20 protein-coding genes and 1 tRNA gene are annotated in these 22,112 nt (G+C 58.4%); 7 read left to right on the top strand and 14 right to left on the bottom strand.

Annotated features, from left to right (window positions below; genetic code table 11):
• Positions 1-122 precede the first annotated feature (122 nt).
• Together V7660_RS07745 and V7660_RS07740 are read left to right on the top strand one after the other, a co-directional pair.
• Positions 123-563 carry a hypothetical protein gene (locus V7660_RS07745; RefSeq protein ID WP_335602501.1) on the top strand — a complete coding sequence of 147 codons (441 nt, stop codon included), beginning with the start codon at positions 123-125 and terminating at the stop codon, positions 561-563.
• 54 nt (positions 564-617) lie between these two features.
• On the top strand, positions 618-1,634 hold the full coding sequence (locus V7660_RS07740; protein WP_442910036.1) for an NADP-dependent oxidoreductase: 1,017 nt from the start codon (positions 618-620) through the stop codon (positions 1,632-1,634).
• 120 nt (positions 1,635-1,754) lie between these two features.
• On the opposite strand, the gene V7660_RS07735 is transcribed toward V7660_RS07740, so the two are convergent.
• Genes V7660_RS07735 through V7660_RS07720 form a run of 4 tightly spaced genes read right to left on the bottom strand, consistent with a single transcriptional unit; the run spans position 1,755 to position 6,208 of the window.
• Positions 1,755-3,200, bottom strand: a complete 1,446-nt coding sequence (locus V7660_RS07735; protein WP_335602499.1) for an SLC13 family permease — start codon at positions 3,198-3,200, stop codon at positions 1,755-1,757.
• Entirely contained in the window at positions 3,201-4,358 is a 1,158-nt protein-coding gene (metC, locus tag V7660_RS07730) for a cystathionine beta-lyase (protein WP_335602498.1), read from the bottom strand.
• Positions 4,355-5,200, bottom strand: coding sequence for a sulfurtransferase (locus tag V7660_RS07725; protein ID WP_335602497.1), 846 nt, complete (start codon positions 5,198-5,200; stop codon positions 4,355-4,357). The genes metC and V7660_RS07725 overlap by 4 nt, the downstream gene beginning before the upstream one ends.
• A gap of 3 nt (positions 5,201-5,203) precedes the next feature.
• Complete coding sequence (locus V7660_RS07720) at positions 5,204-6,208, bottom strand: cysteine synthase A (RefSeq protein ID WP_335602496.1); 1,005 nt, start codon at positions 6,206-6,208, stop codon at positions 5,204-5,206.
• A 157-nt stretch (positions 6,209-6,365) separates the two neighbouring features.
• Between V7660_RS07720 and V7660_RS07715 the strand changes: the two genes are divergently transcribed.
• The 3 genes from V7660_RS07715 to V7660_RS07705 all read left to right on the top strand — a co-directional run bounded on the left by V7660_RS07715 (position 6,366) and on the right by V7660_RS07705 (position 10,238).
• The gene (locus tag V7660_RS07715) at positions 6,366-6,920 is read left to right on the top strand and encodes a cupin domain-containing protein (protein ID WP_335602495.1); all 555 of its coding nucleotides are present in this window, start codon (positions 6,366-6,368) and stop codon (positions 6,918-6,920) included.
• Positions 6,917-7,585, top strand: coding sequence for a DUF6134 family protein (locus V7660_RS07710; protein WP_335602494.1), 669 nt, complete (start codon positions 6,917-6,919; stop codon positions 7,583-7,585). Before V7660_RS07715 ends, V7660_RS07710 begins: the two co-directional genes overlap by 4 nt.
• A gap of 262 nt (positions 7,586-7,847) precedes the next feature.
• Positions 7,848-10,238, top strand: coding sequence for an EAL domain-containing protein (locus tag V7660_RS07705; RefSeq protein ID WP_335602493.1), 2,391 nt, complete (start codon positions 7,848-7,850; stop codon positions 10,236-10,238).
• Positions 10,239-10,247: 9 nt separating this feature from the next.
• On the opposite strand, the gene V7660_RS07700 is transcribed toward V7660_RS07705, so the two are convergent.
• On the bottom strand, positions 10,248-12,548 hold the full coding sequence (locus tag V7660_RS07700; protein WP_335602492.1) for an AsmA family protein: 2,301 nt from the start codon (positions 12,546-12,548) through the stop codon (positions 10,248-10,250).
• 159 nt (positions 12,549-12,707) lie between these two features.
• Between V7660_RS07700 and V7660_RS07695 the strand changes: the two genes are divergently transcribed.
• Together V7660_RS07695 and V7660_RS07690 are read left to right on the top strand one after the other, a co-directional pair.
• Positions 12,708-12,784: transfer RNA gene (locus V7660_RS07695), tRNA-Asp, on the top strand.
• Between the two features lie 134 nt (positions 12,785-12,918).
• Positions 12,919-14,355, top strand: coding sequence for a DUF6538 domain-containing protein (locus V7660_RS07690; protein WP_290481384.1), 1,437 nt, complete (start codon positions 12,919-12,921; stop codon positions 14,353-14,355).
• Here V7660_RS07690 and V7660_RS07685 read toward each other — a convergent pair.
• The 9 genes from V7660_RS07685 to V7660_RS07645 are packed head-to-tail and all read right to left on the bottom strand — an operon-like array spanning position 14,350 to position 22,112.
• On the bottom strand, positions 14,350-15,867 hold the full coding sequence (locus V7660_RS07685) for a hypothetical protein (protein ID WP_290495706.1): 1,518 nt from the start codon (positions 15,865-15,867) through the stop codon (positions 14,350-14,352). The two genes, V7660_RS07690 and V7660_RS07685, sit on opposite strands and share 6 nt — an antisense overlap.
• 12 nt (positions 15,868-15,879) lie before the next feature.
• On the bottom strand, positions 15,880-17,433 hold the full coding sequence (locus V7660_RS07680; RefSeq protein WP_035549539.1) for an argonaute/piwi family protein: 1,554 nt from the start codon (positions 17,431-17,433) through the stop codon (positions 15,880-15,882).
• Positions 17,430-18,851 (bottom strand): toll/interleukin-1 receptor domain-containing protein, encoded by a 1,422-nt coding sequence (locus V7660_RS07675; RefSeq protein ID WP_051602527.1) that lies wholly within the window; start codon positions 18,849-18,851, stop codon positions 17,430-17,432. Before V7660_RS07675 ends, V7660_RS07680 begins: the two co-directional genes overlap by 4 nt.
• A 45-nt stretch (positions 18,852-18,896) precedes the next feature.
• Entirely contained in the window at positions 18,897-19,679 is a 783-nt protein-coding gene (locus V7660_RS07670; protein ID WP_290495704.1) for an RES family NAD+ phosphorylase, read from the bottom strand.
• A complete protein-coding gene (locus V7660_RS07665; protein WP_035549543.1) occupies positions 19,639-20,016 on the bottom strand; it encodes an antitoxin Xre/MbcA/ParS toxin-binding domain-containing protein in 378 nt (125 codons plus the stop codon). The genes V7660_RS07670 and V7660_RS07665 overlap by 41 nt, the downstream gene beginning before the upstream one ends.
• 50 nt (positions 20,017-20,066) lie before the next feature.
• Entirely contained in the window at positions 20,067-20,264 is a 198-nt protein-coding gene (locus V7660_RS07660) for a hypothetical protein (RefSeq protein ID WP_035549544.1), read from the bottom strand.
• Between the two features lie 19 nt (positions 20,265-20,283).
• A complete protein-coding gene (locus V7660_RS07655; protein ID WP_035549546.1) occupies positions 20,284-20,598 on the bottom strand; it encodes a DUF736 domain-containing protein in 315 nt (104 codons plus the stop codon).
• Between the two features lie 3 nt (positions 20,599-20,601).
• A complete protein-coding gene (locus tag V7660_RS07650; RefSeq protein ID WP_035549547.1) occupies positions 20,602-20,838 on the bottom strand; it encodes a DUF2274 domain-containing protein in 237 nt (78 codons plus the stop codon).
• Positions 20,835-22,112 (bottom strand): TrbI/VirB10 family protein, encoded by a 1,278-nt coding sequence (locus V7660_RS07645; protein WP_290495703.1) that lies wholly within the window; start codon positions 22,110-22,112, stop codon positions 20,835-20,837. Before V7660_RS07645 ends, V7660_RS07650 begins: the two co-directional genes overlap by 4 nt.

Raw genomic sequence — 22,112 nt, 5'->3', positions numbered from 1 at the left:
TGTGTAGCCCGTGTCATGCGCGGCGTCACCCATCCGGACAGGTGGAATGCACCCGCACCTGTGCGGATTTGCCGAACGTGCCGCCGGAGCATAAACTGTGCCCCATATTCTGGGAGGGAATGATGAGCGAGACACTGGAACCAAAAACCGCCGGCACGCCCTGGCATCTCTGGGTGGTGAGCATTCTGGCCACCTTGTGGAATGCGATCGGGATATTCGATTACACCGCCACGGTGACGCATTGGGCGCCGTACATGTCAAACTTTACCGAAGAGCAACAGGCCTTTTTCTATTCGTTTCCTGTCTGGCAATATGTGATCTGGGCATTCGGAGTCTGGGGCGCCTTTGTCGGCTCCATCCTGCTGCTCCTGCGCAGCCGCTTCGCCGTGTGGGCGTTCGCGATTTCCCTGGTTGCCGCGCTGGCCTCGATGATCCACGGCATGTCGCTGAAGGATGTTCCGGAAGGGGCGTCGAACCCTGCATTCGCAGCCATCATCATCCTGATCGGGGCCTTGCTGTTGGCCTATGCTTGGTGGATGACGCGACGCGGTGTCTTGCAGTAATCGGGATTTGACCTAGCCTCCCTGCCAAAATGAGGGAGGATACACATGACCGAGATGAACAAGAGCTGGGTATTGCGCCAGCGGCCTGTGGGTGACCTGAAGGAGGGAGATCTCGAACTGGTCGAGTCGCCGCTCGCGCCTCTGGAAGAAGGCGAGGTGCGCACGCGCCTGATCTACCTCTCGCTCGACCCGACCAATCGCATCTGGATGAGCGATGTGGATGGCTATTTGCCGCCGGTCGGCATTGGCGATGCCATGCGCGGCGGCGGGTTGGCCGTTGTCACCGAAAGTCGGTTTGATGGCCTGAAAGAGGGCGACATCGTCAATACCGGGCTCGGCACCTGGTCCCTTTATTCGAATCTTCCCGGTAGTTCGCTGAATGCCCTGCCGCGCCTGCCGGGTGTGCCGCTGACCGCCTATATGGGCCCGCTCGGCGCAACTGGCATGACGGCCTATTTCGGCCTGATGGATATTGGCAAGCCGAAGGCTGGCGAGACCGTGGTCGTCTCTGCGGCGGCGGGCGCGGTCGGCTCCATGGTCGGCCAGATCGCAAAGATCCAGGGCTGCCGCGTTGTCGGCATCGCGGGCAGCGCCGAAAAGTGCAAATGGCTGACCGAGACAGCCGGCTTTGACGCGGCCATCAATTACAAAACCCAGGATGTCGGCGCGGCGCTGGACAAACATTGCCCGAATGGCATCGACATCAATTTCGAAAATGTCGGCGGTAAGATCATGGACCAGGTGATTGCACGCCTGAATGACTTTTCCCGCATGCCCCTGTGCGGCCTGATCAGCACCTATAATGCGACAGATCCGGTGCCGGGGCCGTACAATTTCTCGAATTTGCTGATGCGGCGGACGCTGCTCAAGGGCTTCATCGTGATCGACTATTTCCCTCGCTTCCCGGAGGGCATTCAGCAAATGGCCCAATGGCTGATGGCCGGCAAGATCAAGTTCGAGACCGATATTGTTGACGGTCTGGAAAATGCGCCTGCCAGCCTGTCGCGCCTTTTTGAAGGGAAGAACCTTGGCAAGCTGATGGTTCAGGTCAGCGAACCGCCCGCTGCCTAAATTAACTTAAGTTCAGGTGGCGTTCAGCTTGGCCCTGTATCTCTGATTGCAGACGGGGCTGGGATTGAGGGACGCAGGCTTGTCGAAAGTAGAGGAATTCGGCGATTGCGCTGAATTCCTCTACAGGACCAGCGGCGCGATCCAGTAGCCGACCGCGGCAATGATCACGATACCTGCCAAATTGATATAGAAACCCTTGCGGATCATCTGCTGGATGGTGATGTGGCCTGTCCCGTAGACGATGGCATTCGGCGCTGTGGCCACCGGCAGCATGAACGCGCAGGATGCGGCGATGGCGGCAGGTCCCAACAGGCTTTCCGGGGCTGTGCCAAGCGCGATGGCCAGAGAGCCGAGCACGGGCGCGAGCGTCGTCATGGTGGCTACATTGGAGGTCACTTCGGTCAGGAAGATGACCAGTGCGACTACGATCACGATAAAGACCAGAGGCGGCAAGACATCGAGTATCCGCAGATTTGCCCCGATCCATTCCGAGAGTCCCGTACGCGATATGGCCTTGCCCATGGCGATGCCGCCGCCAAACAGGAGCAGCACGCCCCAGGGGATTTGTTCAGCTTCCTTCCAGTCAAGCAGGCCGCGGTCTTCGCCGCCGCCCGCCGGAACGAGAAACATGAGCACCCCACCAAAAATGGCGATCATCATGTCGACTTCCGCGCCGCCATAATTTGCCAGCAGCTCTACGCCGGAGGCTTCAAGGAAAAGCTGAATGGGCAGTCTGAGCAACCAGAGGGTCGCCGTAATTCCAAATACGATGGCCACACGCTTTTCCTGGAGGGTCATCTTGCCGATATCGATCAGCTGGGATTTGACATGAGCTGACACGGTTTGGGCATTTTCGGAATGGATTGGCATACCGCGCGTGACGTTCCACCACGCCACGGGCAACAGCAGCGCCATGGCCGGCAGGCCGAAAGCCATCCATTGGGCAAAGCCGATATGGGCGCCCGCTTCGGTCTGCAGCCAGCTGATCGCGATCAGATTTGTTGGCGTGCCAATCGGCGTCGCGACCCCGCCAATCGAAGCCGCGTAGCAAATGCCAAGCATCAGCGCGGTGGTGAAATTTTTTGAAACGTTTCCGAGCACGGCGCTGGCGGAAATGGCGATGGGCACCATCATCAGAGTCGAGGCGGTGTTGGAAATCCACATCGACAGGACAGCGGTGGCCAGCATGAAGCCGAATACGATAGCGCCAGGTGACGTGCCGACCCGGCTGATGACGTTCAGCGCAATGCGCTTGTGCAAATTCCAGCGCTCAATGCCCAGCGCGACGATGAACCCGCCGAGCAACAGGATGACAATGTGATTGGCGTAGTCACTGCCGGTCTGGGACGGCGAGCCCGCGCCGACCAGCGGCAGGACGAACAAAGGCAACAGGGAGGTGGCAGGGATCGGGATGGCTTCGGTCGCCCACCAGACGGCCATCAGGACCATGAGCGCACCTGTGCCCCACGCCGCATTGCTCAGGCCCTCTGGTGCGCCGACAAGCAGCATCAGCGCAGCCAGCGCTGGCCCCAGAAACAGGCCGATCTTTCGCGCCCCCAGCTGCATTCAGCTTCCCCTCATTGCCTCGAACCCTGCTTCCAGGTCGGCAATTAGGTCATCCGTCCCCTCAAGACCCACATGAATACGTAGCAAGGGGCCGTCCTTTTGTTCAATCCAATGGCCTTTTGCCCGTTTCAGTTGCGGGTCACAGGGGATGATCAGGCTTTCAAAGCCACCCCAGGAAAAGCCCATGGAAAAGAGTTCAAGCGCGTCAAAGAAGCGTTTGAGGACAGCGGGATCTACGGCTTCGAGAATGACGGAAAACAGGCCGTTGGAGCCGGAGAAGTCTCGTTTCCACAATGCGTGGTCGGGATGCTCTTCGAGCGCCGGATGCAGCACCTGCGAGACTTCGGCGCGGCCTGACAGCCATTGGGCGAGCTTGAGGCCAGCTGCCTCGTGCGCGTCCATGCGCGTCTTCAGGCTGCGCAGGCCGCGCAGCGCCGTATAGGCATCGTCCGGAGCGAGGCTGATGCCCCAATCCTCGCCGCAATCGATGATCTGTTGCGCCACCCGCTTGTCACGGCTCATGACCGCACCGCCGAATATATCGGCATGGCCAACGGCATATTTGGTCAGCGCCTGAACGGAGATGTCGACGCCGAGGTCGAGCGGCTTGTGCAGCAGGCCTGCGCCCCACGTATTGTCCAGAATGGTGCAGATACCCCGCTTCTGGGCGATCTCAACGATGGCTGGCGTGTCGCTGATCTCGAAGGTGAGTGAGCCGGGGGATTCCAGATAGATAATGCGTGTGTTCGGTTTGATCAGGTTTGAAATGGCTGCACCGCAGCGCGGATCGAAGCGGGTGGCTCCTACCCCCATCCTGTCGAGGCGGCGTTCGAGATACCGCGCGGTCGGTCCGTAGGCGGAATCAGTGAAGAGGACGTGGTCGCCTGCCTTGACCTGGCTGCCGATGGCGAGCGCGCAGGCCTGAAGCCCATTCGCGGTGAGCTTGGCATGGGTGGCATTCTCCAGCACGCATAGCGCGGCTTCGAGTTCACGATGGACGGTGAGGCCCATGCGGCCATAACCGGGCTGGGCCCCATAGAGATCTGAAGCGGTGTCGAATAAAACAGTTGAGGCCCGTTCGATCGGCGGATTGACTGTTTTCTGATCCATCCGGCGGCCACGCGTATGGATGAGGCGTGTCGCGGTGTCCTTCGTCATGCCGGGCCCGTGGCGATGGGGCGGGATCCGTCGGACGCCCATTCTGTCCACGATCCGTCATAGACCGCGACGTCCCAATTGCCGAGCCGGGCAAGCGCGAGCGCGACGACGGCGGCCGAGACACCTGACCCGCAGGTCGCGATCGTTGTGGAGGATGGGTTCGGGAACAGTTTGGCAAGCTCTTCGGCCGATTTCATCTTGCCATCAGGGGTACGAAGTCTCTCCGACGGCAGGCATACGCTGCCCGGAATATGGCCGGAGGGCAGGCCTTCTCTGGGCTCCGGCGCCTCGCCTGAAAAGCGCTCGGCGGACCGGGAGTCAATGATCGTGGGGAAGCCGCTCTTGGAAGCGGCCAGCATTTGCTCTGCATCCTTGATGAGATCTGACCGTACGCGCGCGGTGAAATGCCGCTCAACCGGGACCGGAGGCAAATCCTCGATTTCGCCGCCGGCTTCGGTCCATGCCCTTAGCCCGCCATCCAGGACTTTCACGTCTCGTTGGCCCATCACGCGAAGCATCCACCAGACACGCGCGGAGGCGAAGAAATTGAACTGGTCGTAGACGATGATCCGGTTGCCATCGCCGAGGCCCAGTTTGCGGACGCGGGATGAGAACATGACCGGGTCCGGCAGCATGTGGGGCAGGTCAGTACCGCCCGCCTTGATCGCATCGATGTCAAAATAGACCGACCCCGGTATGTGGCTCTCGGCCCAGGCCTGGCGCCCGGTCTTCTTCATATTGAGGAAGGGTGCGAACCAGGTGGCATCCACAACTCGGACATCGGGCGCGGAGATATGGTCTTTGAGCCATTCGGCGGTGACGAGTGGGTCTCCGGATTCCATGATTCAGGCCTCCATCCAGGTTGGGACCGGCAGGTCCTTTGATCGCAGGAAATCGGGATTGTAGAGCTTCGACTGGTAGCGGGTGCCATAGTCGCAGAGCATCGTGACGATGGTGTGCCCCGGTCCGAGGTCCTTTGCCATTTGCACTGCGCCCGCGACGTTGATCCCGGCCGAGCCGCCCAGACAGAGCCCTTCATTCTGCACGAGGTCGAACAGGATGGTGAGGGCCTCTTCGTCCGCGCAGCGATAGGCGCGGTCTACTTCGATCCCTTCCAGGTTTGCGGTGATCCGGCCTTGGCCGATGCCTTCGGTGATGGACGTGCCTTCAGACTTCAGTTCGCCAGTCTTGTAATACTCATACAGCGCGGCGCCGCCCGGATCGGCGATGCCAATCTGGATGTCCTTGTTCTTCTCCTTCAGCGCCATCGATACGCCGCCCAGCGTGCCGCCGGACCCGACCGCGCAGATAAAGGCGTCAAGCTTGCCGTCAGTCTGGGTCCAGATTTCCTGGCCTGTCGTGTCATAGTGCGCCTTGCGGTTTGAGACATTGTCGAACTGGTTGGCCCAGATGGCCCCATTCGGTTCGGACTTTGCGAGATCTTCCGCGAGGCGTTTTGAAAAGTGCTGATAATTGTTCGGGTTCTTGTACGGGACGGCGTCGACCTCAATCAGCTCAGCGCCGAGCAGGCGGATTGCGTCTTTCTTTTCCTGGCTCTGCGTGCGGGGCATGACGATGACGACGCGATAGCCGAGCGCTCCCCCAACCAGAGCAAGTCCGATCCCGGTATTGCCCGCAGTCCCCTCGACGATGGTGCCGCCCGGCTTCAACTCGCCGGCCGCTTCCGCATCGCGTACAATTCCGAGCGCAGGCCGGTCTTTGACGGACTGTCCGGGATTGAGGAATTCGCACTTTCCCAGGATTTCGCAGCCGGTTTCGTCTGAAGCCTGGTTCAGGCGAAGCAGGGGGGTGTTGCCGATAAGGTCGATTACCGAGCGATGAAACTTCATCAGGTAGAGTCCAATTCTGGTCGTTTGTCCTTGAAACGAAGCTAGTGCGGCCGGGCTGCTTTCACAACAGCCGTAAAGACCGCAGGCGCAGGTGATCCGTTTGCCTGCTTCCAGCGTACCGAGTGAGGAACTGACCAGCCTGTACAGGACGACCTGCTTGACCCGCACCGACACCTATATCGCCTTCATGATGGACCATGTTGCCGGAAACCACCCGGAATCTTTTGCGATTGCGGCAGACCTGCATGTCTCGTTGAGTGCGAACGGGGCCGAAGCGGCCGATTTGTGGGCGATGATTGGTGGTGCGTTGTTGGAAGAGTCTCTTTCTGCACCATCTCCCGTATTTGGCGGGCATCGGAGGCGGCCTGCCCCATCCTCGCATGTATCGGTTGGCGAAATTCTTTCCCGCTCAGGTAACCAGTTACAGTGGCGGCGTGGCCTGTCCGGCGTTCACTACGCCCCGGCCGGAGCGCCGGGCACGAAATTCATGAAGCTTGAGCCTGGCAAAAGTGCGCCGATGCACGGCCATGGCGGCCTTGAAGCAACCGTCGTCCTGTCCGGGCGTTTTACAGATGGACACGGCACCTATACGCGCGGCGATCTGGTCCTGGGAGAGCCGGGACTGCGTCACAAGCCTGCAGCGGTAGGCGATGAAAGTTGTATCTGTTTCGTGGCTCATCGGCCCAGCAAGTTCTGGAGATATTTTCAATGAAACGCTTTTTCTTGCTTGCCCTGGCTTCTATTGCGCTGCTGACAGCACCTGCGCTGGCGAAATCCTCTGACGCCACCTGGTCACCGAAGCCCGGTGACGTAATCAAGTTCAACGTGTTGCGGAAGGGCAAGCCTTTCGGCTCGCATTCGGTCAAGTTTGAGCAGGATGGGGAGGGGCGGCTTATCGCCAAAACGAATGTGAATTTGAAGGCGGGTTTCGGTCCCATCACCGTATTCAAATATGAACTCAACGCCATTGAAGTCTGGCAAGACGGAAAGCTCGTCTCGCTCTCTGGCGAGGTGAATGATGATGGGGATGAGGGATTTGTCCAGGCCGTGCGGAGTGGCGACAAGCTGGATGTCGATGGCACGAAATTCGAGGGTGAGGTTCCCGCGTCGATCATTCCGTCCAGCCATTGGAATTTCGCCGAGACCCAGGTTTCGAAACTCCTGTCCACGGGCAATGGAGAAATACTTGACGTGGCTGTGTCCGAGCAAGGGCGCGAGACCATTACCGCCGCGGGCAGACAGGTCGAGGCGACCCGATACCTGCTGGATTCCGATATTGATGTCACGCTCTGGTACGATGCGGCAGGGCGGTGGTTAAAGCTCGCTTTCAAAGCCCGTGGCCAGGATATCGAATATGTGCTGGCCAAATCGTATTGAGCCAAACAGGTCGCAACCGTCTCTGTACCTCTAAAATAAATTTATAGAAAAATTTCGAGGTGACTTGGATCGGGTGATCGCCGGATCAGCTAAAGCCCGCTGAAATCCTTGGATATTTTCTCAACCAAAGATTGATGGCTTATGAACCGTTACTGGTTCCCTGAAATTTCGGACTTCTAACTACACGCATTTTCATCATGGCCGCGTAAAGGATTGCCGCAGTGGTGATTCCGAGAAATCGGATGAATTCCGGGGTGGACGCATGAAACTTTCAGTCTTGAAGGATGGCGGCAATGAGCCGCTGTCCGAGATCGCTAAGGATCGGGAAAACGAACGGAAGCATGAGGCGGCATGGCGAGCGAACCAGCTTGAGATCGTGGGTGCCATTACGATTCCGTTGGTCCTTGCCAATCTGATCAACGCATCCGTTGTCTGGTTGTCTTTTCACGACACGTCGGCCGGAATCTACTTGTCTATCTGGATATCATGTATCGCAATTATCTGCGCTGCTGCTGTCCTGGCGAACAAGGTCCGGAGATTTCGTCATCGCGGCTTGGCGACCTCTCGCCGCCTTCTGAAGGAATATACAGTTGCGGCAGCCATTGCCGGCCTGCTCTGGGCGGTTGTGCCGATCATGGTGATGAATGTCACTGACAGTTACGGGCAGATGATCCTGGGTGTCATTCTTGCCGGTACCATGTTTACCGGTGCCTTCCTGATGTCCCGGATACCGCGCGCCGCTTTTGCGTTCATTGTGCCGATCGCGCTGGGGCTGGTGGTGGAAATGCAGTTTCAGCAGAATCCGAAATATCTCTACGCATCCATCCTCACGCTGGTCTATGTCGCCACTCTTATCCTCGCCATCCGGTGGTCACATCGCCAGTTTGTGCGGCAGAGCGTGAATGAGGCCGCCGTCAAGGATCAGTCGCAACTGATTGGCCTGTTGCTCAGGGATTTCGAGGAAAGCACATCTGACTGGCTGTGGCAGACAGATCCGCAGGGCGTTCTGGTCGATATTCCGCTCGTCTTCGAAGGAGCCGAACATGACAATGGCTATTTGACGCTCGGTAGTCTCTTGGTCAGCCAGTTCGAAGCCGATGAATCGACCAAGGTACTCAATACGAGCCTGATGCGCCGGCAAGGGTTCCGGGACATTGCCATGCAGCTCAAGGATACCGATGAGGACCGTTGGCTGTCGCTCACCGGCAAGCCGATCTTTGACAAGGGCGTGTTCCGTGGGTTCCGAGGGGTTGCGTCTGATATCACCCAGTCCAAGGAGATTGAGGACCGGATCGCCTTCATGGCTCATTATGACGGGCTGACCGGCCTGCCGAACCGGATGAACATGCAGGAGCGGCTGGAAAAGGCGCTGCGCAAGCAGGAAACCAAAGCTACCCAGCGCGCGCTGGTCTGGCTCGACCTCGACAATTTCAAATGGGTCAATGACACGCTTGGACATCCAGCCGGCGATGAATTGCTGCAACATGTGTCTGGCCGCCTGAACGAGCTGAGCGCGGACCAGGATACGGTCGCCCGCATCAGCGGCGACGAGTTCGCCATGATTGTTGAACGACCATCCATGGACGATCTTGAGCTTTTCTTCGACGAATTGACTGAACGCCTGAGTGAACCCTACGATTTGTGGGGGTCGACGGCGAATTGCTCGGCCTCTGTCGGTGTGCGCATGTTTGATGCGCATACGAAAGATGCACGGACTATGCTGAAGCATGCTGACCTCGCGCTCTATCAGGCCAAGAAGCTGGGCAAGTCGACCTGGTGCCTGTTCACGCCAGCACTGGACGAGCGCGCGCGGGCCCATTTGCAGATCGAGGCAGACCTGCACTCAGCCTTGGAACGAAACGAATTCCAGCTCTACTTCCAGCCTCAAGTTGATGCGCATACGCATGAAATGGTTGGCTGCGAAGCCTTGTTGCGCTGGATTCATCCAGAGCGCGGCCTGGTCTATCCCGGCGAGTTCATCGAGCATGCGGAAGACAATGGCCTGATCACACGGATCGGAGACTGGGTCATTCGCGCGGCCCTCGCCGAAGCCCGCCGGTTGCCGAACCATATCAAGGTCTCGGTCAATATATCGCCGCTGCAGATCCATTCCTCAAACCTGATGACGACGATCGTGAACGCAATTGCCGCCAATAAGACCGACCCGCGTCGCCTTGAACTGGAAATTACGGAATCGGTGCTGATGTCGGACACCACTTTCACCCTCAAGCGGTTGCACAAGCTGAAGGAAATCGGCGTGGGAATCGCGCTGGACGATTTCGGTACAGGCTATTCCTCGCTGTCCTATTTGCGCAGCTTCCCGTTCGACAAGATCAAGATCGACAAGAGCTTTGTTCGCGATATTGAAAACCAGTCCGACAGTCGCGCCATCACGCAAGCCACAATTGCGCTGGCGCACTCGCTGGGCATGCGGTGCACCGCCGAAGGTGTCGAGACGCGCTTCCAGGCAGACTTCCTGCGGGACATTGGCTGTCAGGAATTGCAGGGATTTTTCATCAGCCGCGCCAAGCCGCTCGATGAGCTGCAGCATGTTGTCGACCTCAAGCCAGCGGACTGGGCGTCAGCAGAGGCCAATGGCCCAAAACCCGTCCAGAAGGTCAAACTTCACGTTGTGAAATCGGCGCAGGGATAAGAAATCAGCTCAGTTGTCCTGGGGGGGCTCTGATTCCTTTTTCTTCCGATTGCTCAACAAACCGCCAAGCGCCTTGATCGCGGCATCTTCGGCAGATGTTTCGGCGGGGACATCTGTGTCAGAGGAGTCGGCCTCTGGTTTTTTGATTCCAAGCAGGCCGCCAATGACATCTTCCGTGCTGCCGGACTCGGCCGAGCCGGAGACGCCCAGCTCTTCAAGAACGCGGGAACCCAGTTCGGCCTGAAAGGCGGCGCGCACACCGCTCAGATCCGGCGTGACCTTTGGGTTGGTCCAGGCGCCGGAGATGCGCACGGGCACCGGAATCCCGTTCAGCTGGATCACACTGCCCTGACCTTGCGCCGACTTGTCGACACTGGTGGCAAGCCGCAAATCCATGGATTGACCGGCGAGATTGATCTGACCGGTGCCGTCAATGCCCAGCACAGGGCTGAGCAGTTTCATGACATCGACATTGGCAACGCCGTCATTCACTTTCAGCACGGTGTTGAAACTCGAAAAATCGGTTTCGGCATTTTTCGATAGGGCTTCCCCGAAATTGAGGTTCTGGATCGAGCCCGTCGCCAGCGCCTGCTTGAGCGAAGAGGCGCTGCGTACGAGGGCCGCGACGTTCAACCCCTTGATCACGCCGTCGGACAAATTGGTTGAGACCTCACCATCGATGGCTTGCATGATTTGATCGATGGATGTGCCGGTGGACTGGGCCGAGACCTTGAACTGGCCGGTGCCGGTCAGGCTGTCGAAGCCTGCGAGCGTACCGAGCAGATTGGAGACGGCGACGTTCTGGCCCTGCATGTTGAAATTGACCTTGGGCGTCGCGGGACGGGCGTCGACCGTAAGCTTGCCGAGCCAGTCGCCATTGAATGCCTTGAATTGGGAGAGGTCGGCCGTCAGCAGGCCATTGGTCAGGTCGACCGCCATAACGGTATCCGTCAATACGATCTCACCCACGGTGAGTGTGCCGACCTTCAGATTGAGATCCGCATTCACGGATTTGAGGCTGCTCAGGTCGAGCGGTTCATCGCTCCAGGGCTGAATGCCCTGGGATGGCTGGCTTTGGTCCGGTTCGCCCATGAAGGGCGTCAGGTCGAGTGTCGGGAGGGTCAGGTCACCCGTGATGCGCGGGGGCGTACCCGACAGGTCCAGCCCGGCCTTGCCGGTGCCGGTCAGATCGTCGAGCGACAGGTCGAGATTGTTGAGCATGATGGATTCGAAGGATCCGGCGGCGGTGCCGGACACAGCAAAGGCCTGCAGCGTATCACCGGAGGCTAGGTCGACTTCTGCGGTGCGAAGCAAGTCACGCATCCGGTCGCTCGCCACCGACAGATCGCCGTTCACTGTACCATCGCCTGCGAGCGAGACCGCTCCCTTATAGGAGGCCCTTAACAGATCACTGGTGTGCGACATGTCGAGTTCGGTCAGCGACAAAGCATCCAGCGCACCTGTGGCTTTACCGGAAACCTCTACGCGGCCCAAAGCGGCCTGAGCGGGCAGGTCTAGGTCGAATTGTTGCGCAAGTGCCGCCGCATTCGGCAGAGCAGCTTCGAAGGCGCCGCCGAGGCGCGGGGCGTCTCCCAGCTGGAGGCTGCCCTCATAGTGGAGGTCGCCGAGATCGGATGTCAGGTCGAGCCGCGTATTGGCTGGGGCATTGCTGGTCAGCGCGTTGGGAGCGTCCAGCCAGAGATCCATCGCAAAGGCCTGGTCCTGAAACCGGCCACTCGCTTCGGCGCTGAGCGGCTGGTCCATGCCGCGCAGGGAGGCCTGCAGGTCGAGTTCGGACACTTGGTAGGTCTGGCCAGCTTTGTCATCCTGGAAGGTGAGGGAGGCGTTCTGCAAGACAGCCGATTGAATGCCGGCTTCGAAGCCGCCTCCTGAGTCTTCGGTAGAGGGGGTGGTTTCATCCTTGGCGGCGAGCTCCCAATTGGTGCTGCCATCGGTCTTGCGCTGCAGGAAGACATTGGCGTCCACGAACGCGATCTCCTGCACATCTACGCGGCGGGAGAGCAGGGGTATCCATTTGACCGATCCGCGCAATTCGCCGGCCTCAATCATGTTGGGGGTCGCGAATCCCTCAGGATTGGCCACGGTGACCTGCTGGACGGAAGCCGAGATGCGCGGAAACACAGAGATGTTCACATCACCTGCCAGTGTCACCTCGCGCTGCAGGGCGTTTGTGGCCGCTCTTTCGATCTGGGCCTTGTACACTGACTTTGGAATGAAGAAGGGCACTGAAACCGCTGCGATAATCAGCAGGATTGCGATGCCGGAAATGATAAGGAGAACGCGCTTCATGGAATAACCTCAGGACTGGGTGTCTAACCTGATGTGGGAATATGGCCGGGGAATGACACCTTTATACAGAAAAGTGCAAATTCGCGTGAAGTTCCCCGCTTGACCCGCCATGCCGGGTTTAATAGAGAAGCGCTTCGCCGAGTTTCGGCAAGGAAATGCGCGGGTGTAGCTCAGCTGGTTAGAGTGCCGGCCTGTCACGCCGGAGGTCGCGGGTTCGAGCCCCGTCACTCGCGCCATTTCTCTCGAAATGGTTTCCGTGTAAAGCATTGAAGTTAAACGATATTTTTGATCTCGTTTGCTTCGCTTTGCATAAAATGGCCGGAATCTGTGGACCAAAATGGGACCAGATTGTGGACCAATGGTCGGCGTCATGAAGCGCGTCGACGACAATTCCTACCTCGAACAGCGAGGCCGCGTCTGGTGGTATAACCGCCGTGTGCCGAGTAAGTTCGCGCACCTTGATTCGCGCAAGCGGATCAAGGAATCGCTGGGGACCACTTCAATCGACCAGGCTCGCTACAAGCGCGACTTGCTGGCCGAAGCCGATGACCATTACTGGGCATCGTTGAAGATCGCCGAAGAGGTCGGGCCCTCATCCAGTCGGGAAACTTCGGAGGCCGTTCGTCGCCGCTATCGCATGGCGACCGTCAAGGCGCTGGCGAGCGGCTTCACCTATCAGCCCATCGACCATCTCGCGACTGTTGCGCCGCTTGAAGAGGCGCTGGCACGGCTGCTTGCGGTTCATCAGAACGCAGGGCCCGCCGAAATCCCCAAAGTGCGGGACGCCGAAGCGCTGCTTGGCGGCGCGCCGAAACCGACTGTCAGCGTGTCCGAGGCTTTCGAAGTCTATGTGAACGAGATCGCGTACAACGCGCAGCTGTACAAATCGCCGAACCAACGCGCATCGTGGGAGAAAACTAAGCGAACCTCAGTTCAGTATTTTATCGACTTTGCCGGTGACATTGCCCTTGAGGAGATCACCCGTGACCTCGCGCTCAATTACCAGAAGCACTGGGCCAAACAGGTCAGACCCAAGGATCAGAACGCAAAGCCGGTCGCGCCTAACACCGCTAACCGTCACATCGGCAATATCCGTTCGCTCTATGCCGATTACTTCAAGCACATTGGCGAAGAGGAACGTCCGAACCCCTTCCGCAATATGCACTTCAAGGCGAAGGCGAGAACCGAAGTGCCGCCATTCTCATCCAACTGGGTGCGGGAGAAGATTCTTGCGCCGGGTGCTACCCGTAAATGGCGGCCGGAACTGCAGCTCATTACGCTGATGCTGATCGAGACAGGATGCCGACCGAGTGAGATCATCAACCTACGCGTTGAAGATTTTCACATTGATGAGCCGGTGCCCTACATCTCCATCCGCGCACGGACGGACCGCGAAGTGAAGACCGACACCTCCGAGAGGGACATTCCGCTGGTCGGCATCGCACTCGAAGCGGCAAAGCGCGCGGCGCCGAAAGCCTTTGCCCACTACTACGACAAGGGCGAGCTTTTCTCCGCCAACATGATGAAGAACTTCCGCAATCGCGGCCTGCTGGAGTCGCCCGACCACAAGATCTACTCATTCCGCCACGCCTTCGAGAAACGCATGCAGGAAGCCAATATCGACTACGGCCTGCGATGCCTGCTCATGGGCCACAAGACGACAAGACCCGTCTATGGCGACGGTGGCTCGCTTGAGTATCGGCGTGACGAACTGCTCAAGATCATCCACCCGTTTGATCCTCGGGTGATGGAGTTGTTTGATCGCGAAAATGTACTCTGGGCAGTCGGCGGCTCCGCAAAATCATGAGTCAGGCTTTTGCGCTTTGTGTCGCTCGAGAATGTGCGCAGCAGACGACATCCAGGACAAGTCTGCGCCAAAGGAGGCGGCAATCGCGTGAAGGGCGGATGCGTTTGCGACCAAAAAGCTCCAACATAAATTGATGTACTCGGTTCCGGTTGCAGCCAACGCCCCGCCCGGAATACTTCCCGTGATTGCCGCGCCGCCGAGAGCGGCGCCTGTGAACAAGGCTGCGGTCCCAACTTGCTTTAGAATGAACCGAGTCAGGTTGCCGAACGTGTGTGCGGCGTTCTGATTCGACCGGCCTGGCTGGGGGCCGTGCCCTATCTGCGACGATGCCTGTACAACGAGTTCGCGGACGTCATCGGCAAACAGGCTTCGTGCACTGGCAACGGCATCGGCAAAATCATCCGCGGCCCTTCGCATTGCTTCTGTATCTGATGGCGTCCGTTGATAGGCGGCAGAATTCTCGGCGATCCTGCGTCCTTCCGGGTGGGCCATAATGTAAGCGCGGTTCAGGTCCAGCACAGAGGACAGATGCGCCTCAACACTCAACGGGAATGACGGAAGATAGTCCCGCGCGATCGCTTTTTCGGTTGCCTCACCGACGTTCGCCAGCCGTATGCCGCGAGAATAAACCTGCGAAATAGAAATCGAATCAGCGCTGATGGTAGCGTGATAGCGCTGCACGGCATTCAGAAGATCCGTATGCGCATTCGTTCCATTGAGTTCGTGTAGTAAATCCTGCGTTGCCTCACGTAACTCATCGAGCAAAGGGTTGTTCGCATCCGGCGTCGTCGCATCAGGAGGGATCGCCATATGGATCAGGCCATCACCGCCGACCTCAAACGCTGGCTCAGCAACGGCCTCTGGAAGGCCTTGAATTAAATCTTCAAGGTCGCGCGCGATTGCGGAAACTTCTAAATCATCCGGCTCGTTGTCCTCATACTGATCATAGTCCTCGGCACTTGCGACGGGTGCCCAATCCGTCAATCCGTCAGATTCGATTTCATCGACAGCAGCTTCGATGACGTCGTCGGGCAAGTCTGGGAAGTTCTCAGCCAGTTCCTCGCGTGCATCGTAAGGGCCGCCATAAATCCATTGGTAGCCGCCTTCGGCGCTGATATAGGGTAGCCGCTGGGCCGGATCTTCATAACGCTCAAAGAACCATTCAACCAGCGCGTCTATCTGCGCCTGTCGGTCTTCTTCGTCTATTCTTTCGTCGCCGTCTTCGTCCGGGTCTGGCGGTTCGTGTTCCAGTCCAAACTCAAGGTTGTTCAGCAATTCATGCGGGCCGACATCGGTCTCGCGATAATTTTTTGCGCCTATTGGATATTCCCAAATCGACCAGGTGAGCTGCCCAAGCTCCGGATGTTCAACGACTGCCGAATAGGCTGTTTCCGGTCCCATGCTGCGTTCTTCACTGGAGACGCTTTCGAAGTCGAGCATGTCGGCATCAATCTCATAGACCTGACCGCTCTGAGCGTGACGGATATGTGCGGTTCCATTTACATAGACCATTCATGTTCTCCGTCAGATATAGAATTTGAACGGCTGCTTTCCGCCGCCTCTCGCGCTACCCATAATCAGAACGTCACCGACTTTATTCGCGAATCGGATGGTGACGGGCAGGCCGTCCGAGTAGTTGCAGGCGTTGTAGTTGATTTTCGTCAACGCCAAGATGTCGGACAGCACCGTTTCAATATCCGGTCTTTCGCCGGATGACTTTAGTACAGTCACGTTCAGAGGGTTTGGCGTTTCTGGACCAATGTATGTGTCCAATCTCGGTGCGTAGCCGGATGTCCAGAGGAAGGCGTTATTCTGATCGAGGATCATGGCCGTGCCGCGCAAGGTTGGATACTTTCCGTCCCGGAACAGCTTCACCTGGCCGGTCGTCGTCTTAATTCGAACACCGACGATATTCGTTTCCTTGGGGGCGGCTGCCTCAAAGGCGCGCCATTCTTCGCTCGAAAATCCAGCGCGCCCGTGGATGAAGAGTTCCTTTGGGGGTGCGCCGAATTTCTCCTCATACGTCTCAAGGACTTTGCCGATGAGATCCCGGGCGGCGGTGCTCTTCAAGTGGAACTCGCCGTTTTCCGTTTGCCAAGGGCCATTTGCTCCACGGAAGACGATCCCGTCGCCTTCTGACAAAAACATCTGTGCCGCGCAGCATGCATGATTGTTCCTGTCATTTGGGAGGTTCTTGAAGACGAGCCCAACATAGCAGACGCCATCGCGCATATTAGCGATCTTCCACGGCGGTTCGGCCTGCGTTTTGTAGTAGAGACCAGTAGCCAGATTCCAGGCAATTGTGGCTGCATCCTGGACACCGCGGATAGGATAGCCGTGGGCATTTGTGAATGCTTCCGGCGCAAGCGTTGTTTCCCGCACGAGCTGCGAAGTGTAGCCCAGCTTCAGAAGCTTGGCTTTTGCCTGACGATGGAAGTCCGGAACGTCATCGAAGATGTCTTCTTTCGTAAGATCGATTACATCTTCCAGAAGCGGCAAGTTGCTGCGCTGCTTCTGACGCTTCACATATTCGCCAGGAGATAGAGTCACGCCGCTGCGCCGAGCCTGGCGTGTGCAACGCGTATAGATAATTTCTGGCAGGACAAACGCCCAGACGTCGGGACGTCTTTCTTCGTTTTCGTCATGATGGCGAACGCGTTCGAGAAAAACTTCAACTGTCTGGGCGACCGCTTCATGGTGGTTTTGCAGGGCTGTGGTTGTCTCAATCTTGTCGCCGTCGACCACGTATTCAATGAAGTCTCGGGGGTCGAAGCTAACACCAAAGGCCGCAGGCATCCCCGGAAAATTGCTGAGATGGAGACGATGTTCCTTGTCCGTCTTTTTTGGGGGCGGCACAAGCACATCGCCGAGCACGCTGCGCCCCCAGCGCCGGAAATATTCCAGTCCCTCTGTTGTGCCGATGACGCCTATGGTGATGACCTTGTTGCGATCATCCGCTTTGTGGGGTCCGTAGAGATATAGCCCGTCTTTGGGATGGTCCGTCGATTGACCGAAACCGAATGAGAGAGCTGGTTCCGGGAGGTGAATAAGTCTCGGCGTAACGACGTCAAATTTCATTTCTGCGCCTCCTCTTCATCGGAGGTATCCCCATCCTCGGGGTCAAAATCGCCAGCCAGAGTCGAGGGATCAGTTTCTTCGGCGTCCTCGTCGTCATGGACGATCGGTGTCGTCACCGGTGAAATCATCTGTATAGGCATTACGTTGAGGACGAGATTGCCGCCCGCGCCGATGGGAAGTGAGATATAGGAATCGCCTCCCGCCACAAGCTCCAGAAACGCCATCATGCGACCGTGCCAGGACTTGTTCCTCCAGCCCTTGCAGTCGCTGCGCCGATGACGGTGCTGCCTCTCCTTATCGTCGATGATGCTGCCCTGACGGTCCTCATCTCCTTTAGCGTTTTCCTTGATATCCGAAAACAGAACCCGAGCCTTGAGCCGGAAATGGGGGAAGGGATAGAGATTGGGAATTGCGCTCACGCCGTAGGACCAAACCCGCCCCTTTGCGACGTTCCGCAGAACCGACCTACGCTTGCCTTCCTTTGGCCCCCATGCCACGCGTTCGTTGATGCGAATCTGCGCGGGGGCGGCATGATGCCCGAGACCGCTCGCCCACCCATATTCTTGAAACCCGATCGAAGAGAGACGTCGCTCCCAGGCCTGACGGAATAGCGCGACTAAAATATTTTTGGCTTCACGACTCTTTATGTCGAGTTCCGACCACCCCTTTTCCATGAAAGATGAAAGGCGACTCGTAGCAATCGTCTTGATCGGTCCGAACCCCTCGAAATGCTCGGCCATTTCCAAGGGGGAAGCGAAGGTGATGAAACCAGATAAGTGAGGATAAGTGGGAAAAGCGAAGCTGTTCGCGCGCCTTTTCAGCTTGTCGCGATCGCAAGGTCCAGTCGGCGCGACATAAGCGATCTCGTCTGGCGCGTTTTCGATCGCGACCCAATTGCTGGTCAGGGTTTCGGCGCGGTTTTCCAGTCTGATCTCATTTCGCCTTCGGTGCTGCTCCCATTGCGGCTGAATCAAAGGTTCATTGAGTTTTGGGACGTTCTGCTTTTCGAGCGTCTCTAACAGATCAGCGAGACCATCCGCATAGCTATCTTCGAAGTTCAGATATTGTAGTTCTCCCATGCCGAAGACTTTGCGGAAGCTCCTAACGCGAAGCGGTATCGTGAATTTTTCATCACCGGTCGTGCGGGAGACGTCGGCTGCAATGCCAATTTCTTCCTGCACGCCGTTTTTATGCAAGCCATCTCCGGCGCAAATCAGCAATTGCTTTACCGCCCGGTCCTGCAAAGTACGGGTCAATGTTTTTCGCCAGCGTTCACCTCCTTCGAGATTCAGAATGTCGGCGAAAACCTGGTATCCTGCAGCCTCAAGGCGCGGGGCGAGCCACTCTGTGAATTCATTATCCTCTGGCGTCGCTTTTGTGACGAAGAGGACAGTGCGCTCATTCTGTGTTTTTTCCATGGAGCATTCGATTCAGTGGGATCCGACTATTTATGTAATTCAATTTTATGGAGTTTTCTGCGTGGTATCTGCAGAAAACAGTCGCTTGAGTCTTTCGTCGGTTTCCCATGCAAGCGCTGGAATACCAAATCTTTCTCCCCGAAACTCACATATCGTGTGCACGCCTGTCTTGTTGAACCATAGCCGCCAGGTCTGGTTTTGTGTCGGGGTTGCGGCGGCGAAGGCGGCGCAGGAGAGAATAGCCGCATTTGGCCGGTGCTCGGGATCGCGCACTGACGCATAGCGGATCAGCCCGATACTCTCCGCACGCGCAGCTTCTTCGAGTTGCTGGCACGCTTCGTAGTCGTTTGGATGCGTCCAGAGGTTGGCAGCGTCGCTAAATGGCTTTGACATGAGATCTATGGCTGCGTCGGTGCGGACCGGCACGTCGAATGTGGTGTGCTCGCTCGGCTGCGCCGGAAATGGCGTGCCCGGAGAGTCTGCGTAGAAGAGCAGCAAATGAAACGCGGTTTCGATGATCGCTGTCGCCGGTTCTTCGGACACATAATAGACGCCGGGCGTCGGTCCGGCGCGGCGGAACCGCGAGCCGTTCGGATAGAGGCCGTAGCGGAACGGCGTCATGTAGAGATAGTGGAGCCCTGCGCAGTCGGGGGGTACAGGCGGCTTTGTTTCTTCGAGCATGTCTTCGAGAAGACGCTGCTCATCCAGCGTATCAACAAGCTGAAGCGTGGAGACGATGTGTTGCGCCTCCACGCAGCGCCAGAAAACGCGGGATACGCCTTGCCGCTCAGAGCGGAGCGCGTCTGGAATCCAGATAGGCAAGGCCATGGGTCAGTCCTGTAATCGTCTTGATCTGATCGAGTGGACGACCGCCAAGCGCCCGGTTTTCATTGCGTAGCCAGGCGTTGGCCACCTTGCCGTCGCCGCCGGTGATCGCATCAAGCGACCGGAACAGGCGAACGAACAGCGCTCCCAGTTCAAACGGCTTGGTGCCTTCCTCCAGCCGGAACTCATCCTTGCGCATCCGCGACACGGTCGGTTCCGAAACCCCCAAAATCAGGGCCATGTCCTTCCCGGAAAGACCAAGCTTTTCAGCGGCCCGGACCACGGCCATGGTCATCACCCGTGCCCGTTCCTGTGCGTCGATGGCTGCTGTTTGGGACATTGAGCGATCCTTTCCACTGAAGGGATATATAGCGGTTCTTTCTGAGGAAATCAAGAGCGCCCTCGCTTTCTCGGCCGAGCGGGCATGTTCGCGCCGATGGCGTCCTCGATCCGGTCGGCCGCCGAGGCCCGCTCGCGGACTTCCCGGTCGAACCGGTCGAACAGGGGAAAATACTTCTCACCGCAATGGCGCACGACGAGCGCCGCAATGCGGCGGCCTTTTTCAAGATCATGCAGGCTGAGGCTCATTGGGGCGCCAGACCCTTTGCTAGTTGGTCTTCGTCCGGTTCCAGACCATGACGCCGGTGCCGTCCTTTTCATTCTCGAAGAAGGCGGCGCGCACGGGGCTGGCAAAGCTTGGATCGTCGAGCTTGACGGCGAGGTACGGGGTTTCGCCGTCCTTGCTTTCCTGACGCCAGGCCGCACCGAGTTCGGCCCCGCCGGCATAGAGCCGGAAGTCGGGTGCGCCATCTGATGCCTTGTCACTGTTCGGGACAAGCTGTGCTTTGACGTTGATGGTCATGGTACGGATGGTGCCGGTATAGCTGCCATCTTTCAGGGTGAACGTGCCGATCTGCGCCATGGGTTAGTCTCCTTTGCTGGCGTTGGAATGAAGGGCGCGGCGCGCCCGTTTGAACCCGGCATCTGACGCCAGGAAGCTTTCGATCATGGCGGGGATGAGCGCTTCGGGCTTTTCCTCCGCGCCATAGGTTTGCCGGTAGATTTCGGCATAGTCGCTGAGGGCGCTGGCGAGGTCGGGATCGACCGAGAGGCTCATACGCACCGGGGTGCGATCGGGTAACTGTCCAAGGCGTAGGGTCATCTGCTTGTTCCTTGTGGATGGGGTCTGAGGATGAGGTCGCGGGTGACGACCACGCGCACGGGCCAGCCCGGCCGCACACGGACCGTCGGCTGAATGCCAAGGTTGCGTTCGACGACGCGCTGGCCGGCCTGGTTGACGGTGTCGGTCGTGCCGCGTCGGATCGCGCGTTCGAGATCGCCGTCACCGTCTGCACCGAGTTCTGCGCCGACGCCGAGAATGGTGGCGAGGCCTGCTGCGATGAACACGCGGTCCCAATGATGATCGGTTCGATCCGAGAGACCCGCAAAGCCTTGCGCATCAGCGCCTGGCGCGGAAATCACAATCGACGACCCGTCCGGGAAGATGATCCGGTCCCAGGTCACGAGTGCGCGGTCCTGCCCGAAAGAGACTTCCGACTGGTAGCGCCCGATCAGGCGCGAGCCCTGCGGGATGAGGAGGTATTGGCCGGTGACGGTGTCATAGACGGGCTGGGTGAGCTGCGCGACGATCGTGCCCGGCAGGTCTGAGTTGATGCCCGTGACCATTGAAGCCGGAATGAGCGTGCCAGCCATGACCTGATACGGCGAGGCAGGGTCTTCCACGCCGTGTGGATTGTAGATGTCGCTTGCTGGTCCTTCGCTCGTAAAGGCGAGCTTGCGGGACTGGAGATTTGTATCGATAGGCTGTCCGAAAGCGGACCGTGCGCCTTGCGGCAGAGCGGCGAGCGCCAGAAGCTCAGAACCCAGATCAAGCGCGGGGTCTCGATAAGCAGGACGGGTGTCGGTGGTGCTTGCCGTGCCGCTCTGAGAATCGAGTCGGAAAAAGACCGGTGCGCGGGCGGCTTCATCGGCAAGGGCGGCCTCGCGCATGCGCCTTGCACGTTCGGCCTCGTCGGCTGGGTTCGGGCGAAAGTCATCCTCGAACCGGGTCACATATTCCGGTTCGATACCGAGCTCGCGTTCGGCGCGCAGCATGGTCGCGCCGAGATCGCCCGAAAGCGGTGGGCCAAGACGCGTGACGCGGTCCTCGACGGATGTGATGTCGCTATAGCTGGTCGGAAGCGTTGAGAGACCTTCGGGCTTGCGCGTGTTCGTCGTGTTGTAGAGCTCGCGACGGGCATCCGGATCGGTAGCGGTTGGCGGTTTGAGGGCAACGCTCATGGCTGCGAACAGGGCGAGCACGCCGAGGCCTGCGCCGACCATCAATACTTTGCGATTGATCCGCGTCACCGGCTTCGGGCTGGAGCGGATCTTCAGCCGCTCGGCATGTTCGTCGAAGGGAATGGGCTCGGACAT

Source organism: Hyphomonas sp., assembly GCF_036964145.1.
Taxonomy (GTDB): Bacteria; Pseudomonadota; Alphaproteobacteria; order Caulobacterales; family Hyphomonadaceae; genus Hyphomonas.
The sequence above is the reverse complement of the archived record's forward strand: the minus strand, read 5'-3'. Positions and strand labels throughout refer to the sequence as shown.

Excerpts from the sequence above, each read along its gene's own strand:
- V7660_RS07745 (WP_335602501.1), top strand. The coding sequence starts at position 123 with ATGAGCGAGACACTGGAACCAAAAACCGCCGGCACGCCCTGGCATCTC.
- V7660_RS07740 (WP_442910036.1), top strand. The coding sequence starts at position 618 with ATGAACAAGAGCTGGGTATTGCGCCAGCGGCCTGTGGGTGACCTGAAG.
- V7660_RS07735 (WP_335602499.1), bottom strand. The coding sequence starts at position 3,200 with ATGCAGCTGGGGGCGCGAAAGATCGGCCTGTTTCTGGGGCCAGCGCTG.
- metC (WP_335602498.1), bottom strand. The coding sequence starts at position 4,358 with ATGACGAAGGACACCGCGACACGCCTCATCCATACGCGTGGCCGCCGG.
- V7660_RS07725 (WP_335602497.1), bottom strand. The coding sequence starts at position 5,200 with ATGGAATCCGGAGACCCACTCGTCACCGCCGAATGGCTCAAAGACCAT.
- V7660_RS07720 (WP_335602496.1), bottom strand. The coding sequence starts at position 6,208 with ATGAAGTTTCATCGCTCGGTAATCGACCTTATCGGCAACACCCCCCTG.
- V7660_RS07710 (WP_335602494.1), top strand. The coding sequence starts at position 6,917 with ATGAAACGCTTTTTCTTGCTTGCCCTGGCTTCTATTGCGCTGCTGACA.
- V7660_RS07705 (WP_335602493.1), top strand. The coding sequence starts at position 7,848 with ATGAAACTTTCAGTCTTGAAGGATGGCGGCAATGAGCCGCTGTCCGAG.
- V7660_RS07700 (WP_335602492.1), bottom strand. The coding sequence starts at position 12,548 with ATGAAGCGCGTTCTCCTTATCATTTCCGGCATCGCAATCCTGCTGATT.
- V7660_RS07690 (WP_290481384.1), top strand. The coding sequence starts at position 12,919 with ATGAAGCGCGTCGACGACAATTCCTACCTCGAACAGCGAGGCCGCGTC.
- V7660_RS07685 (WP_290495706.1), bottom strand. The coding sequence starts at position 15,867 with ATGGTCTATGTAAATGGAACCGCACATATCCGTCACGCTCAGAGCGGT.
- V7660_RS07680 (WP_035549539.1), bottom strand. The coding sequence starts at position 17,433 with ATGAAATTTGACGTCGTTACGCCGAGACTTATTCACCTCCCGGAACCA.
- V7660_RS07675 (WP_051602527.1), bottom strand. The coding sequence starts at position 18,851 with ATGGAAAAAACACAGAATGAGCGCACTGTCCTCTTCGTCACAAAAGCG.
- V7660_RS07670 (WP_290495704.1), bottom strand. The coding sequence starts at position 19,679 with ATGGCCTTGCCTATCTGGATTCCAGACGCGCTCCGCTCTGAGCGGCAA.
- V7660_RS07665 (WP_035549543.1), bottom strand. The coding sequence starts at position 20,016 with ATGTCCCAAACAGCAGCCATCGACGCACAGGAACGGGCACGGGTGATG.
- V7660_RS07660 (WP_035549544.1), bottom strand. The coding sequence starts at position 20,264 with ATGAGCCTCAGCCTGCATGATCTTGAAAAAGGCCGCCGCATTGCGGCG.
- V7660_RS07655 (WP_035549546.1), bottom strand. The coding sequence starts at position 20,598 with ATGGCGCAGATCGGCACGTTCACCCTGAAAGATGGCAGCTATACCGGC.
- V7660_RS07650 (WP_035549547.1), bottom strand. The coding sequence starts at position 20,838 with ATGACCCTACGCCTTGGACAGTTACCCGATCGCACCCCGGTGCGTATG.
- V7660_RS07645 (WP_290495703.1), bottom strand. The coding sequence starts at position 22,112 with ATGTCCGAGCCCATTCCCTTCGACGAACATGCCGAGCGGCTGAAGATC.